General features: G+C 37.7%; 15 protein-coding genes. 4 read left to right on the top strand and 11 right to left on the bottom strand.

What is annotated here, in order from left to right; translation table 11 throughout:
• Positions 1 to 125: 125 nt before the first annotated feature.
• Entirely contained in the window at positions 126 to 1,103 is a 978-nt protein-coding gene (locus tag AC2VNP_RS14145) for an HD domain-containing protein (RefSeq protein ID WP_486917947.1), read from the bottom strand.
• A gap of 155 nt (positions 1,104 to 1,258) precedes the next feature.
• Between AC2VNP_RS14145 and AC2VNP_RS14140 the strand changes: the two genes are divergently transcribed.
• Positions 1,259 to 1,519, top strand: coding sequence for a DUF6154 family protein (locus AC2VNP_RS14140; protein WP_308447226.1), 261 nt, complete (start codon positions 1,259 to 1,261; stop codon positions 1,517 to 1,519).
• A 22-nt stretch (positions 1,520 to 1,541) separates the two neighbouring features.
• Here AC2VNP_RS14140 and AC2VNP_RS14135 read toward each other — a convergent pair whose 3' ends face one another.
• Both AC2VNP_RS14135 and AC2VNP_RS14130 read right to left on the bottom strand, forming a co-directional pair.
• Positions 1,542 to 2,948 carry a hypothetical protein gene (locus tag AC2VNP_RS14135; protein ID WP_486917946.1) on the bottom strand — a complete coding sequence of 469 codons (1,407 nt, stop codon included), beginning with the start codon at positions 2,946 to 2,948 and terminating at the stop codon, positions 1,542 to 1,544.
• A gap of 458 nt (positions 2,949 to 3,406) precedes the next feature.
• Positions 3,407 to 3,685 (bottom strand): hypothetical protein, encoded by a 279-nt coding sequence (locus tag AC2VNP_RS14130; protein ID WP_486917945.1) that lies wholly within the window; start codon positions 3,683 to 3,685, stop codon positions 3,407 to 3,409.
• 230 nt (positions 3,686 to 3,915) lie between these two features.
• Here AC2VNP_RS14130 and AC2VNP_RS14125 point away from each other — a divergent pair, with 230 nt between their 5' ends.
• Complete coding sequence (locus tag AC2VNP_RS14125; protein WP_486917944.1) at positions 3,916 to 4,380, top strand: hypothetical protein; 465 nt, start codon at positions 3,916 to 3,918, stop codon at positions 4,378 to 4,380.
• A gap of 96 nt (positions 4,381 to 4,476) precedes the next feature.
• Here the strand turns inward: AC2VNP_RS14125 and AC2VNP_RS14120 are convergent, their stop codons facing one another.
• From AC2VNP_RS14120 to AC2VNP_RS14090, 7 genes are all read right to left on the bottom strand, one after another.
• Positions 4,477 to 5,247 (bottom strand): hypothetical protein, encoded by a 771-nt coding sequence (locus AC2VNP_RS14120; protein ID WP_486917943.1) that lies wholly within the window; start codon positions 5,245 to 5,247, stop codon positions 4,477 to 4,479.
• The gene (locus AC2VNP_RS14115; protein WP_486917942.1) at positions 5,240 to 8,905 is read right to left on the bottom strand and encodes a multicopper oxidase domain-containing protein; all 3,666 of its coding nucleotides are present in this window, start codon (positions 8,903 to 8,905) and stop codon (positions 5,240 to 5,242) included. The genes AC2VNP_RS14120 and AC2VNP_RS14115 overlap by 8 nt, the downstream gene beginning before the upstream one ends.
• A gap of 17 nt (positions 8,906 to 8,922) precedes the next feature.
• The gene (locus tag AC2VNP_RS14110; protein ID WP_486917941.1) at positions 8,923 to 9,198 is read right to left on the bottom strand and encodes a hypothetical protein; all 276 of its coding nucleotides are present in this window, start codon (positions 9,196 to 9,198) and stop codon (positions 8,923 to 8,925) included.
• 18 nt (positions 9,199 to 9,216) lie between these two features.
• Positions 9,217 to 9,717, bottom strand: a complete 501-nt coding sequence (locus tag AC2VNP_RS14105) for a hypothetical protein (protein WP_486917940.1) — start codon at positions 9,715 to 9,717, stop codon at positions 9,217 to 9,219.
• 148 nt (positions 9,718 to 9,865) lie between these two features.
• The gene (locus AC2VNP_RS14100) at positions 9,866 to 11,311 is read right to left on the bottom strand and encodes an aldehyde dehydrogenase family protein (RefSeq protein WP_486917939.1); all 1,446 of its coding nucleotides are present in this window, start codon (positions 11,309 to 11,311) and stop codon (positions 9,866 to 9,868) included.
• A 59-nt stretch (positions 11,312 to 11,370) separates the two neighbouring features.
• Positions 11,371 to 12,120 carry an oxygen-insensitive NADPH nitroreductase gene (nfsA, locus tag AC2VNP_RS14095; RefSeq protein WP_486917938.1) on the bottom strand — a complete coding sequence of 250 codons (750 nt, stop codon included), beginning with the start codon at positions 12,118 to 12,120 and terminating at the stop codon, positions 11,371 to 11,373.
• 103 nt (positions 12,121 to 12,223) lie between these two features.
• On the bottom strand, positions 12,224 to 13,726 hold the full coding sequence (locus tag AC2VNP_RS14090) for a carboxypeptidase M32 (protein WP_486917937.1): 1,503 nt from the start codon (positions 13,724 to 13,726) through the stop codon (positions 12,224 to 12,226).
• Between the two features lie 144 nt (positions 13,727 to 13,870).
• Between AC2VNP_RS14090 and AC2VNP_RS14085 the strand changes: the two genes are divergently transcribed.
• Positions 13,871 to 14,176: an iron-sulfur cluster biosynthesis family protein gene (locus tag AC2VNP_RS14085; RefSeq protein ID WP_486917936.1), complete on the top strand. Its 306-nt coding sequence runs from the start codon at positions 13,871 to 13,873 to the stop codon at positions 14,174 to 14,176.
• A 157-nt stretch (positions 14,177 to 14,333) separates the two neighbouring features.
• Here the strand turns inward: AC2VNP_RS14085 and AC2VNP_RS14080 are convergent, their stop codons facing one another.
• A complete protein-coding gene (locus AC2VNP_RS14080) occupies positions 14,334 to 14,582 on the bottom strand; it encodes a DUF2564 family protein (protein ID WP_216829576.1) in 249 nt (82 codons plus the stop codon).
• Between the two features lie 184 nt (positions 14,583 to 14,766).
• On the opposite strand from AC2VNP_RS14080, the gene AC2VNP_RS14075 reads away from it, so the two are divergent.
• Positions 14,767 to 15,297, top strand: a complete 531-nt coding sequence (locus AC2VNP_RS14075; RefSeq protein ID WP_486917935.1) for a CBO0543 family protein — start codon at positions 14,767 to 14,769, stop codon at positions 15,295 to 15,297.
• Positions 15,298 to 15,307: the final 10 nt, after the last annotated feature.

Here is a 15,307-nt window from a genome sequence, read left to right as displayed (position 1 = left end):
AAGGTGTAGAGTTTGTAAATTATAGAAGGACAATGTATTGGGTGTCAAAGTTTAACTTTTAAGTCCAAAAAAAGCGATGGAATTTTCCCTTATATCCATCACTTTTGAATACATTTAGTTTCGTACTACCTCGTAATTACCTTTACATACGTACCTTCAGTGGATTTTTTCAAAGCAACATTGTTCATCATTTTAATTTTTTCAGATAAACAAGAGCCCTTCACTAATTGTCTTTCTATGTAAACAGATGGATCGATCAACCTTACTTTCTTTTTCATATGCACATGATAATCATCTTTATCTTCACAAACGTTAACTTGATCGTGAAGTTGCCCAATTAAAAGCTGTAATTCCTGGTCTGGAGATTTCTTCATTTTAGACATTATTTCTTCATCTGCACCTAACATATCATCTAAAGTTATTATGTTTTTCTTAAATGCGATCTTAATCACTTTCGTTAACAAGTCGTAACCGTAAACATTTAAAGGATCTAAAAAGAAATCGATGACTTCTTTGTAGTACGTTTCCACAAACCACTCAGCCGTTTCCAAATCGCGAATAAACATTTTTCCATTTACAACAGTAAGCTGTTGTAAAAAGCGTTCGATTTCATTACGGCTGATCTTCCCGTATTCAAACATATCTCGAAGTGTATAATCCACTCGATCTGCACAAAGCTCTGGAGCAGGCTGCTCAAGCAACGTCCATTTTCCATCATTAAGTAACAAGTCCTCATAATTGTACCCATGTCTCTTGAGAATTTTTGGAATATCAGAAGTTTCAACAACTTGATGAAATATTTTTTCGTGATAACTATCCTCTAATTGTTCAAGAACAAAATCAATCACATGAGAAAATGCGGTATGGGACACATCATGAAGTAAACCTGCGATCTGCTCTTCTATCGATCCTCCAAGCTTTCGAATGAGTAACATCACTCCTACCGAGTGGTCATACCTTGTCCCATTCCATTTAGGGTTAACCAAGTAACTAGCCCCACCTTGATGAATTTTTTTTAACCGCTGCACTGGACTAGAAAGAATGAGTTCTTCAAGGACTTTTTCTATTTCATAACTGCCGTAAATGGAGTCTTGAATAATCAAAATGCAATTCCTCCCCTCTTATTGCCTCATGTATCATAAATGAAAACAGCAATAATAACAATTAATTTACAACTTTATCCCTTGGGAATAATTTAAAGTGAAAGATGTCACACTAGAAAGATGAAAAGCACTTGGTTAAGCACGGGGGGATGTATATGAAATTTGTTGATGATCTATATGAGATGTATAAAAACCATTTAACAGGAGATGAGGAAGATGCCTACATTATTGTCGACGGCATCCTCCAGGAAATAAGCAAAGAAGATGTGAAGAAATTGATTGATGAGCTTTCAGATAACGAACGTTTTGAAATGTTTGGAATGTATTTATATGAAACCTTTCGCTTAAAAGTCGCACAAGAAGGAATCGGCGAGACCTTAAATGAAGACGATCAAGGAAAAGGTTACATTCATTAGACTATAATGTACGTCTACATATTTATTTAAATTGCCTCACGTAATCTTTGAGCGAACCCATGCTGAAAGTTGGGTAATATTCAATCCAACCGACATCGATTATCTCCTTACCTTCACCTCCATCAACGACAATTCTAACAGGGGATTGGAAAGTGGCCAACTGTTGGTAGCTTTCCATTTCCTTCGGTTGAATCGTAAAAGTAACTATTTCACCTTCTTCAAATTCTTTATTTTTTGAAGAACCTTCCCAGGCAAAAGTAAAGTAATCATAAACTTTATTTGGAAACGGAACAGCTAATGCCTCAATCATTTGAAATGATTTTTTTACTTTAAAGGTTAAACTATACCCACTCGCATCACTACTCCCACCTTGAAGTTCCATATACTTCGATGGATCTGTATTCAGTTCCGGCAATTCTAAATAATAGAATTGGCCATTATTTTGCAAACGATTACCGTTACTAAGCCTAAATTCACTGTTTAAAAGATCTTTTAATCCTTCGTGATCCCCTGTGCTGAAACGTAACTGACCAATCGCAAAATAGCCATCATAAAAAATCATACTTTCCTGTTCAAATTCCTTATAGAAGATAAATTGAGGTTCCATCTCATCAGGTTTACCGTTATGTACGTAGTAAACACTCGCATAATCGTCTCCAGTAGCTGCAATAAAAGCGGGAAGAAGTAACGGCTCCTCTAAACGCCATTGTTCAAGCCACAGCATACTTCCAGCCCATGATAAAATGATGACCACCAAAGCGGTTATCGATTGTTTCTTTCGTGTAACGTAAAATGGTTGGATCTGTTTCATTTCTTCTAATTCAACAAAAGCTTCCGTCTCAGCAATCTTTTTCATTCGATAAGCCGTCATTAAAACTCTAATAAACGCAATAAAGCTTAATAACAATAAAAAAATAAACAAGATCGGCAGCCAACCAGGAAAGAGAACTACAAATGGCATACTAAAAAGCAACAAACCATTTACTGCGACATAAAAATTCCTACGCCTAATAAAGGTCAAACCCCATTGTTCTTCACTCGAATGTTTAACCAATTGAATATAATAGTTCATTAACAATATTACAAAAACAAGGGTTAGTACCTGCTCCACACCATCTGCTATAAAGAATAGATCAATAATAGGTAAATCAATTGTAAGAAATCCAGCCTGTTGCTTCGAAGCCGGTACAGCATCGACTCTTATAAACGAAGAAAACCAGGCTATAGCCGATAAGACAATCAGGCCGTATGTCCATGGGACGAGTGAATTCATACCTTTATCTTGCTTTATTACCTCTCGAAGTCCTGATAATACGAGTAGAAATCCAACAAAGTTCGGTAATAACGATACCCCATTAATATCGAAGTTTAAGAATACAACTAAAAGTCCCCAAAAGATGGAAGATAGCCCCTGCTTATAATGAATCATTACTTACCTCCCCAAATTATAATTATTATTAATAAGTATTGATTATTTATTGAAACATGATATTATAATAAATATAAGATATATTTTTCTATTAAACTACTCTAATGAGCTAATCTTACCATTTTAACCCAGTAATGACACGAGCATATAAATAAACTCCATAAATTTAAAGAGGTGAACTCTATGCACAAAAAGCCCGTCTGCCCTAAATGCCATGCCGAAGTTAGACAGTTAAAGCATAGTACACTATGTAAATGCGGTGTGAAGTTTAAAAACATTAAAACCTTAGTTTAAGAATGCTTATCTTATATATTAAATTTAAAAATACATTCCTTGCCTAACAGGAAATTAAAAAAAGAACCTCGAGATATTTCTCGGGTTCTTTTTCATGCATATTATTAGCTATTATCGAGGCTAAGCCAGCATGTTCTCCTTTTAATACTATTTTATATTTCACTTTAACTAGCAACCGCACCTACTGTGGAAATGCCCCCATGAACAATCACACCTTCTCCAGGAGTGATGTCTTGGGAAGCAGTGATGGCGTCGATGCCAGTCACAGTGATGATGTCTGCGCCAGTGCCAGTCGCAGTGGTGATGTCTGTGCCAATCACAGTGATGGTGTCTTCTTCTACAATCACAATCGTGATGTCTTCTTCTACAATCACAATCATGATGGTGGTCTTTACAACATTCACATTTATCGTGATGCTTCTTATCCTTTTTATCGAAATCATCGATTCGTACTTCCTTACATTCACATTCAAGGCGAACTTTGTGCATATTAAAGCCTCCTTTCTATATTTATTATAAATTATTAAAAGCAAAGTATTTTTGTATGGTTAAACGAGGAGAAAGCTTGCCTATTTTATTTCTCTTTATATATTTTATAAATTACTGGACAGATAACTATCCGCGCCCTTCCTTAATTACATAGTTTAATATAGATGGAAAGGAGAGAATGATTTTGAAAACAATGGACGACAACTTGAGAATGACTGAAGGACGAGATGGACATTCAAAGATCATTAAGGGAATTTTATGTAATGCTGGTACTGATTTTATTGATGTTTTACTTAAAGATGATACGGTAGTAACTGTAATGAGGCATCATATTCGAAAGATTACTTGGCCTGATCCACATTGTAACCCTTGTGACTGTGGTACGTGTGATGATTGTAGAAAAGATTCCTCACCTTGTGTAGGTTTTGACTGCCGTTGTGATCGTTGTACCTCGAGGTCTCATCACTGTGACGAAGGACACCATGTCAGTCACTTGCATCATTGTGCTTGTGAAGGTATCGCCCCACACACATGTATCCCAGTATGTCGTGGTAGAGTTTCTCTGCGATTGGCTGGGTTAACACATCATCTAACATTCAATTTACATTCAAATTTAGGTTGCCCGGTTATTATCGAATGCTCTGCATAGTAAAAGTCAGTGAGATTTTTTTACTGCCCCTTACTTTTACTCTAAAAAAATAATCAAAAGCCAATCCCTATAAAATGAAGGGATTGGCTTTTGATTTTATATATCTATTTTATTTTTCTCTATTTTCAAGTAAGAGATTTCATCAAAGTTTATATGATCCTCTGTCTCTATCTTTTCAATACACAGCCCACCCTCGTTACTATCTACTAAGCAACCAACTACTTTCTCTCCATTGTCGAGAGTAATAACTAATTTACAGCCAACAAAATCAAGTAAAAAAACGTTTAAGTGTAACCCAAAAAATAAATTTAATAAAAATTGACTTTTAGAAACGACCTCCCCAAAATGTAGAACAAGATCTCTTCTAGAACACACATCAATTTCGGTTAGTTCACCCTCATGCAATTCATGAGCCTCATGATCTTCCTTGTGTTGAATGGAACATATCTTATCAAAGGAAATGAAGATGTAATAATCAAAATCATCCAACATGATAAAGTCTCTACCTACATCTTTCATAAGACCTTTTACCTTGGTCTCCTTATTCTCATTGCATAAAACTGTTATGCCTACATATTGACGTAATAGCGCTCGAAGTTTACGCCACAGCTCTAACCGATTATGCGCATCCGGCCTTCTCCCTAATGCAAGTAATAATTCATTGACTTCATGGATACACGCCTTTAACTCTTCATGCTCAATGTGCGGCAATACTCGCGTAGGTCCTGAGAATCGTGGTGTAGGAATCCGTTCTGGACACTCACAAGGTGTACAAAAATACTCATCATCACATGAATTGGAGGGAATACATAATGGGCAATGTTCATGAAAATGTTTTTTATGGCGATGATGTCCACTGTTATTCATCACAATCCCTCCAATTAACATTCATTAAAGGTGCTAAGCAAGGATCTTCTTCGCCTAATACACGCATGATCCCCCACATTCCAAGTTCGATATCCCACCGAACATTTCCAGAACGATACATATAGTCACCTGGGATATAAAATCGCCCGCCTGCACCATAGTGAAGTTCCAAATTGTCGTGGGTTCCGACAGTAACTCTTCCCCTAGCAGAAATCGTCTCAGATTGAACATCCTGAATACTTCGGTCCCAATGATGTCCATGAAGAACAATAGTATGAGCTCGCCCTTTGTCAGAAGGAAAGACGAACCTAATGGTTACTGGGTCCCCTTCATAAGCGTAAAATATTGGTGTTGCCGGATCCCCATGTACCTCAGAACTAAAGACCTTTGAAACATCAGGATTTCTTAACAATCGATGAATAAACCGTTCAGAGCGATAATTAAATCCTCTGGAACCTTGATCCTCAAAGTCGTCAATCTCTTCTTGTTCAATCCCAATCGGTTCTGGATCAAGGATAAGTTTTCCATCTTTGTCGACTAGACGAATCCCATCATGCATGACAATTACAAACTCACGAAACTCTCCTAATAAAGGATTAGAAATAATTACTTGTTCGCTGACGTTTTTTTCGTATCGAGTAACGGGATCTAAATAGACAGAGCCTTTTGGTTCTGTGATAAAAACACCAAATGCCCCGTGATGGCGGTGATTTCGAAGGTCGGCCATATCCCATAAATTACATGCTCCTACATGTTGGTCTACGTACCATCTGTAGGTTATACACTCACCTGGACCTATCGTTTGGTCTGGATTAAAGCCAACCGTCGCACCATCTGACCCTCTCACATCATAATTTAACAATTGTGGATGCAAGGAAATGCGGTTCGATGTTGGGAACGGCGCTTCGACCGGAACAAGTGGATACCCATGTTTCCCGTCATTGTGAAATGGGGCAAATAATTTATTATGAAGCGTAACCTCTATACAATCACCTACATTTCCACGTAAAATAAGTGGGTTTGGATTTAACTTCCCACTAAGGATTGCCTCTTCATCCTCAACTAAGGCAAATACGATTCCGTAAGGGTCATGATCACCCGCTTCGTTATAAGTGATATCTGTTTGGATCGCTACTACCTCATATTTTTTAATCGGTGTCCGTGGCGGACATGGCTCTCCTGGTGTTAATGCGACTGGTGGTAGATCACCAGTTACACAAGGTAGCGGCTTTGTTCGCGGCGGTGGACAAGGGCGGTCTGGTAGCGGCAATAAATGAGGTACTTCTTCTTGAAACGAACGAATGAGCCCCCACGCACCTAACCAAACATCATCTATACCACCATAGTGATACAACATATCGAAGTCACCTTTACCATCAATGAAAAACTCGGCAGTAAAGGCCTCAGAAATTCCAATATGTTGTTGCTGCGTAATTTCTGAATCTAGATCCGCTCGCTCACGGTTCCATCTTTGACGATGTAAATTAAAGCTATGCGATTCCTCATGTGCGCCGTCAAATAATCGTAAACGAACTGGATCCTGATTATACGTCTCTAGAATTGGTGTGACAGGATCGCCGTGTAAATAAGAACTAAATACGTAGGCTGGGTCGCACTCTGGTTTACTTAGTCTATATTGCAGCGGTTCATTTTTAAAGTTTACACCCATTACACCGGGGTCTTGTGCAGATCCAGGGAATGGGGGTGGATTGAGAGGACACCCGTTTTTATCAAAAAGAAGTGCAAAATCATAAATGAATAAAGCCATTTCACGGAAGTCCGGGATAAGTGGATTTGTTATAATAGCCTGCGTACCTACTTCTTTTTCTTCTCCTGTATACGGATCAAAAAACTTTGACCCTCGAGCCTGAATAAGAAGTCCTGCAAAAACCCCATGTTGTTGATGAGCGTTTGCAAATAAATGATCGTGGAAAAAGACTCCCTTTAATTCAACATCAGCAAGCCATTGGTACTCAATCGTTTGCCCAGGTAATACAGCAGAATCATAATTCCATCCAACATTTGCACCGTCAGCTACAACAACATCAAACTTAACAAAGTGCACATGCATTGCCGCTTCATACGTTCTATTAACTAGCTGAAATGCATTACCACCTAGTACTTCTGGTAATTTATTTGTAAATCGAATTCTTACACATTCACCAGCATTGGCACGAATAACTAACGGTTCTGGCTCTTTTTTTCCGGAACGAATATCTTCTTCATCTTCTGCCAATACATAAAATCGTGCTTCAGGGTCATTCCAACCGTCTTTATTATATTGGACAGGCATTTGCATCAAGACCACATCATAAAACCTCTCAGGCGTAACACCTTCAATACAAGGGTTGACATAAACTGCACCTGGGCGAGCATTTGGAGCAAATTGATTAACTTCCAATTCCGTAGGCTCTCGATCACATTCGATCCCTAACGGTGGACGCGGTGCTTTACAACCAACTATTCCTGGAATAAAGTTGGGATATCCTGGTCGCTCTGGTGTTGGTTCTGGTGGGAGCGGTCGTCCAGGCAATGGTTGAAGAGGGTCTATTGGTACACCATTTGGGTAACATTGACTCCCGTCTTGTAACGTATTAAAGGTTCTTTGCATTCCCCACATACCTTCTTCAAAGTGCGGATACAAATGACAGTGAATAATCGCATCACCAAATGAACCTTGAAAACTTCCTGCTCCATATAATGGAGAAATAGTATAAGAAGTTTGCGGGGAAATCGCTTGAGAATCTAATTGTTCTGAATCTTGATCCTCATTTTCAAACAGCCACTGATGAACATGGTAATGGAAGACATGAGTTTCTTTTACGCCTCCATGAATTAAACGAATTTTAATCGGGTCCCCTACATAGGCACGCAAAATAGGTGTTGCCGGATCACCAAAGGCCCAAGAGTCGTGGTGGACCTCCTCTCCTTCACAATCTCCACAGACCACCCCTGCTTCAATTAATCTTAATCGATTTCTCATGGGTTCTGCACGATAATTGATCGAGTGCTGCATATCCGGCATTAAAGTATGGGGATTGATCGGATGATTTCCTGTAATATCATTTGCCTCTTGTTCATCATGGAAAAACCAAGCATATTCGCGGAAGGAAGGTAAGAATGGATGATGAATATCCGCATATACCCCACTATTAATCTCTTCTCCCGTAATCGGATCAGTCCACCATGATCCTTTCGGCTGAACTAGCAATGCTCCGAACAAACCATGAACATTACTACCTAATTCACTTGATAATGGGTTTCCGAGGTCTGTAAAAAGATGAATTCCCTCAACTTCCACCTTCCACCGATATAACTGTGTACCACCTGGCGGACACGTTGGTGCAGTAGAGTCTTCATTACAACCTACAAACGCACCGTCTGACGTTTGTACATTGTATTCTGCCTTTTGAATGTGCATAGATGTAGCAAAATTCAATTGATTTTCAAATAGAACTTCAATCTCATCTCCAGCATTGGCGCGAATAGTAAGCGGTTGTACTAGATCTACTGTTGTAAAAGGATTACAGCGAACTTGTTCCTTAACAATCTCCTCTTTTTCTTTTAAAACATACATCATACCATTCGGATCATGGTCACCAAAATTATTAATGACAATCCGTATCGGTATGGCCACAATATGAAAGCATCTGCGCAATCTTTTTCACCTCACTATTAAATTTTTGGAATACATGGTCCTCCGTTCTCGATATAAAACACATCGATGTTCCCAATAAATAGATGCATTACTCTTCCCTCAAGTTCACTTATATGAGTTGTTTCTACACCAATGGAAACGAAATCTCCTTGTACATCAAGAATTTCACCTATATATAGAAAAGGAAATTCCGCTGTAAGGAAAAAAGCTCTCTGCCCAATATTATCTGATAATTCTTCTGCAACTTCTAATCGACGCAACGTAGCGATTGGTATAATAGTCTCATTTGTCATTTTAAACATCTCCTCTTTTTATGGAATTGGAAATTGAATGGAACAATCAAATGGAACAAAATTAGCTATTCTTTCAATTGGAAAGCTTAATGGCGTGGGAAACTTGTGGAAAGGCGCGTTGTTCATTTTGATAATAACTGGGTCTAACGTGATGAAGCCATTTGTAACCTCAACAACTCTTCCACAAAAAATAGGGCGAAACGTTTGGCCTAATAAATTCAGTTGGTCAGATCTTGTTGTCAGTAATATTTCCTCTCCAAGGACCTCAAGAAAAATTTGATTTTCAGGAAGAATACCCGCATCACTTCTACAATCCTTTTTATGCTCTTTTTTTATATCATCGTTTTTTTCAATATTGATATTTACATCGATTTCTTTTGAGAGGGGTTTTTGTTGTAACTCTTCTTTCTTTGAATCTTTTATGGATTTCCCCTCTTCTCTTAACATTTTTAGTTCTTTAACTAGTTCTAAGATGTTTACTGCTTCAGGCTTTGATAGATAAAATTCTTGGTTACTCAATTCTTATCACCTCTTAGGTCAGTACTTTTAGATACATAATAAAATATGGTCACATACCCTGATTGGTTAGCCCATATTTTTTCAAAAAAAAAGACTTACCTTCTACTAATGTAAAGGTAAGTCTCCGAGTTCCTTTTAATTGTTTTAACTATTGTAACTTAATCCCAACAAACTTAATGTCTGTCATATCTTCAACAGCATATTTTACGCCTTCTTTACCAACACCACTTAACTTAACGCCACCATATGGGTAGTTATCTTGACGGTAGGTAGACATTTCATTAATCCATACTCCACCCGTTTCTAACTCATCGGCCAAGCGCATCGCACGGTTAATGTCTTTTGTAAAGACACCTGCTTGAAGACCAAAGTCCGAATCATTCGCGTAACCTATTACTTCCTCTTCTGTTTCAAACGGAATAATCGATACGATTGGTGCAAATACTTCTTGACAAACGACTTTCATTTGTGGTTCAACATTTACGAGAACAGTTGGTTCAAATAAATTCCCTGAACGGGTTCCACCAGTTAAAAGTTTAGCTCCTTGACCTCGTGCTTCGGCTACCCACTCTTCTGCTCGAATGGCGGCCTCTTCAGTAATCATTGGTCCGATATCCGTTGTTTCCTCTTTTGGATTTCCTACTTTTAACTCTTTTACCTGTCTTACAAACGTAGTTTGAAATTGTTGAAACACGCCTTTTTGAACATATATTCGCTGAGCTGAAATACAAACTTGACCTGCAAAAGCAAATGCCCCTTTTACTAGACTAGTAGCCGCTGTTTCTATATCTCCATCACTAAATATAATATTAGGAGAGTTTGAACCTAATTCTAACGTTACTTTTTTAAGTCCCGCTTGGTTTTTAATCATTTTCCCTACTGTCGGGCTTCCTGTAAAAGTGATCTTACTAACACGATCATCCGTTACAAGCTTTTCACCCATCTCAGACCCGATACCCATTACAAGGTTTAATGCTCCTTTTGGGAGACCGGCTTCTTCAAATAATTTCGTTAACATATAAGAAGTAAACGGTGTTTTTTCCGCTGGTTTTAAAACAACGGTGTTCCCTGCTGCAAAAGCCGGGCCTAATTTGTGCAAGGCTAAGTTTAAGGGGAAATTAAATGGTGTGATTGCAACAACGACGCCTATTGGTATACGCCGAACCATACCGATACGGTTTTCACCGCCAACGGCACTATCCATTGGAACAAGCTCCCCTTCTATTTTTTTCGCTTCATCAGCAGCAAAGTAAAGTACCTGAACAGCACGGCCTACCTCACCACGTGCATCGCGAATTGGCTTACCGGCTTCTAGTGCTAAAACTTGGGCAAACTCCTCTGTTCTTTCTGCTAAAAGTTCACCTGTTCTCCTTAAGATTTCTGCACGGCGATGAGCAGGCATCCTTTTCATCGTACTTCGAAAAACATTTTGTGATGTTGCTAAAGCTAACTCAATATCTTCATCAGAAGCTAAGTCAATTGTTCCAATAACTTCACTATCAAAAGGATTTTTTACTTCTAAGCTTTTTCTACCCGAACCTTTTCGTTCTTCACCATTAATTAATGAGCCATAATGTAAAGGGGTACTAGGCATGTCTATCTCCTCCTAAACTTTTCTAATTTAAAAGAAAACCCGGCCTTTAACTATTTCAATTATCTACGCGTAAATCCTTTCCCTTCAATAAATTCCTTCATATATTGGCGCTTTGGATTAGACAGCATTTGTGCCATTTGTTCGGTCCACGTGTCCTTCCTCTTACCATTTGTCCTATTGTCATAATAGGAGGAAATTAACTCATTGTAATCTTTTAACTGGTCTTTTAAGACACTATTATTCTCATTATAGCTATCTTCATGATAAATATGTTCGAGCGGTAAGCGTGGTTTTACATCTGGAGATTGATCAGGATATCCAACCGCTAGACCAAACAACGGGATCACTTTTTTCGGTACATTCAAAAGTTGACACACCTCATTAAGATTATTCCGTATCCCACCAATGTACACGATACCAAGCCCCATTGCTTCTGCAGCAATAGAAGCATTTTGAGCAGCCAATGCTGTATCGATTAGAGAAACCATAAAGGTCTCTGTACTTTCTAGTGCGCCTGATAAATCTTTCCCTTCCATTTCACTAATAAGTTCATGGCGGTGTAAGTCAGCACAAAACACAAGGAAATGTCCGTTTTGGGCCACATACGCTTGATTTCCGGCCAATTCAGCTAACTTTTCTTTTTTTTGTTGATCTTTAACTCCAATGATTGAGTACGCTTGGATAAAGCTCGACGTAGAGGCTGCTTGAGCACTTTTTACAATCGTTTCAATTTGTTCTTTTGTTAGTGAACGCTCTTGAAACTTGCGGATGGATTTGTGATTAAGGATGGTTTCAATCGTTGAATTCACTTTGTTCAACTCCTTAAAATTAAATTGTAATGAACGACTTAACGGGATAAAGATACAAATACTCCTCCCCTGTTAATGAGGAGAGGAGTTCTCTGTTTAATCATTAGAATTGGTAAATTTCACCGTACTTTTTACGAAGATAGTTCACAAGATAACTTGAATTAATTCCTTCTCCAGTAATATCTTTTAAAATTTCAACAGGCTTTTTCATTTTTCCATATTGATGTACGTTATTCGTTAACCATTCTTTGATTGGTTGAATATTATTTTCAGCTAATAAATCCCCGTAATTAGGAAGGTCTTTATCCATTGCTGCTTTCATTTGTGCTGAGTAAATATAACCTAAAGCATAAGAAGGGAAGTAACCAAAAGCTCCACCTGACCAGTGCACATCTTGAAGCACACCTTCCGCATCATTCGTTGGACGGACTCCTAAGTACTCTTCCATTTTGTCGTTCCAAATTTGTGGAAGATCTTTCACTTCAATTTCATCACTGAATAAACCTTTTTCAATTTCATAACGTACAATAACATGAAGAGCATAAGTCATTTCATCTGCCTCAATACGAATAAGCGATGGGCCTGCCACATTAATTGCACGATAAAAATCTTCTAATGATACGTTATCAAACTGGCCATTTGAATGTTTTTGTAATAACGGGTAATTTGCTTTCCAGAAAGATGGATGACGTCCAATCATATTCTCAAAAAACAATGACTGCGACTCATGGATCCCCATTGACGTACCATCACAAAGCGGTGTGCCAATTAAATCTCTTGAAATGTTTTGTTCATACACCGCATGACCACATTCATGAATCGTACCAAAAATAGCAGTGCGGAAATCCTTTTCGTCATACTTTGTTGTTACACGAACATCATTAGGATTTAAACTAATTGCAAACGGATGTACAGTTTCATCCAGGCGCCCCGATTCAAAGTCATATCCTAAGTTATTTAAAATTTCCAGACTTAATTGACGTTGCTTTTCTTTTGGGAAATGTTCAAATAAAAAGTCTGTTTTCGGTTGCTGACTTGAGTCTTTTACAGCTTGAACTAGAGGAACTAATTCTTTACGTAAGTTTCCAAATACCTCATCTAGAATATCTACTGTAATCCCAGGCTCGTAATCATCTAATAATGTGTTGTATTTATGCCCTTCGTAGCCCCAATAGTCTAAAAAGCGCTTTTTCGTTTCCACAATTTTTTCTAAGTATGGTTGGAACATTGCAAAGTCAGACTTTGCTTTTGCTTGTTCCCATACGGCTTCAGACTTTGACTCAAGGATAACATACTCTTTATATTCTTTTTCAGGTATCTTTTTGTTACGGTCATAATTTTTCTTGCATTCCTCAACCGTTTTTCTTGTAATTTCTGAAACATCTTCACTTTCACTTAAGGCCTCTATGTATTCTTTCATTTGATCTGAAGTAGACATGTTGAAAATTTCAGTAGACAGTGTACCAATTACTTCAGAGCGTTGCTCGACACCTTTTCTTGGGGCTCCTGTGCGCAGGTCCCAAACCATTAACGAACGAGCCTCGCTAAAGTTTTCCATTTTTTTAACGTACTCTAAAAAATCTTTTTCGATTTCTGTTGTTGACATCTCTTATGCATCCTCTCTTATTTAACAATATTTCGAAAAATGAAATACACTTTTATTATAAATTTTCTTTTAACAAATGTTAACTATTTTCACTCGACAAAGAATTTTGTTATGATGTTCTGTATGAAAGAGGAGGTAACAACAATGAATGTAACTATTACACCTGAAGCGGCTCGCTTTTACAAACAAGAAGTTCTTTCAAATAAAAATCAACCACTACGACTTTTTGTCCGTGTTGGAGGAGTCGGCTCTGGCGGTTTTTCAGTAGGTGTGAGCAAAGAAAATCCGACAAGCAATTGCTATCAAACGACTATAGAAGGCATTACCTTCTTTATTACAGAAGATGATGCTTGGTACTTTAAAGGCATGACGATTGATTACAATGAAGATTTAAATATGATGATTTTTACTAATCCACAATTTGAAGATATTAACCACCCTAGACAATAGAAAGCGGCTGACTCATAATATCCCTTCTGTTCTATACATAGGTCTTTATTATGTATATACAGCGACGATGTTTAGAGTCAGCCTTTTCTAATTTATTTGTTTGTTGTAAATATTTGTCTTCTATATCATAAAAAAGGAGCACCAAAAAAAATGCTCCTTATTTCTTTGCTTCTTCCAATTGATGATCAATTTTCTCGATTAACTCAGATGAGATTTCAAAAAAGCGCTCATCTACACCGGTTTGATGCGACGCTGCAGTATAATATTGTTTCTTTGCTTGTTGCACCGCCTCAGTTGCCGCTTGTAACTGATCTTCATCCATACTCATCGTAGCTTGTCCCACCATACGTTCTGCTGCTTTAATTGCCATTTCTACTTGTTTTAAATCATTATACGGCTCTGACATACACTCTATTCCACCTTTCGTTCATATAGCCATATTGTATGTCTAAACCATTGAAAATATTCACGATATAGTTTACATAAAAATGTTATTGTAAATTAATAAATGCTATCAATTAATTGGATACAATTGTATTGTTGGGGAAAATTAACTTTAATAACTGAAGAAGATAAGGTGGAGCCGTTTCATGCATTTTGCATTAACATTAATCGTCATCATAGCCATTTGGGTTAAGGGTGATTATAAAAACTGGCATAAGTACCATACAACGATGCTTTATTATGCACTTGGTAACCTGACCTACAACTTCCTTTGCGCCAACTATTTACTTTGGAAGCTAGAACCGGACATTATGCCAAACCACTCAATGACTGAGATGTTGTATACGTTCGTTGTTTTCCCAGGAACGATATTAATGTTTTTACGACATTACCCTAAAACGTTAAAGAAACAAATTATCCATAATGGCATCTGGATTATCATTTATGTAGGAATCGAATATTTTTTCCTAATAACGGGACGAATATATTACCAATTTGGATGGAACTTAGGTTGGTCAGCTTTTCTCGTAGCGGTTATGTTTCCAATGTTTCGTTTACACCATAAACGACCACTCCTTACTTACGTCCTTTCAGTAATTATAACCATTTTCTTTGTTTGGGTTTTTGATGTACCTGTCGATGTACCGATAGAAGAGAGACCTGGGTATGATATGTGAATAGAAAAAA

It is taken from the genome of Alkalihalobacterium sp. TH-98 (assembly GCF_057473385.1).
Note: the sequence above shows the minus strand (reverse complement) of the source record. Positions and strands in the feature narration are given on the sequence as shown.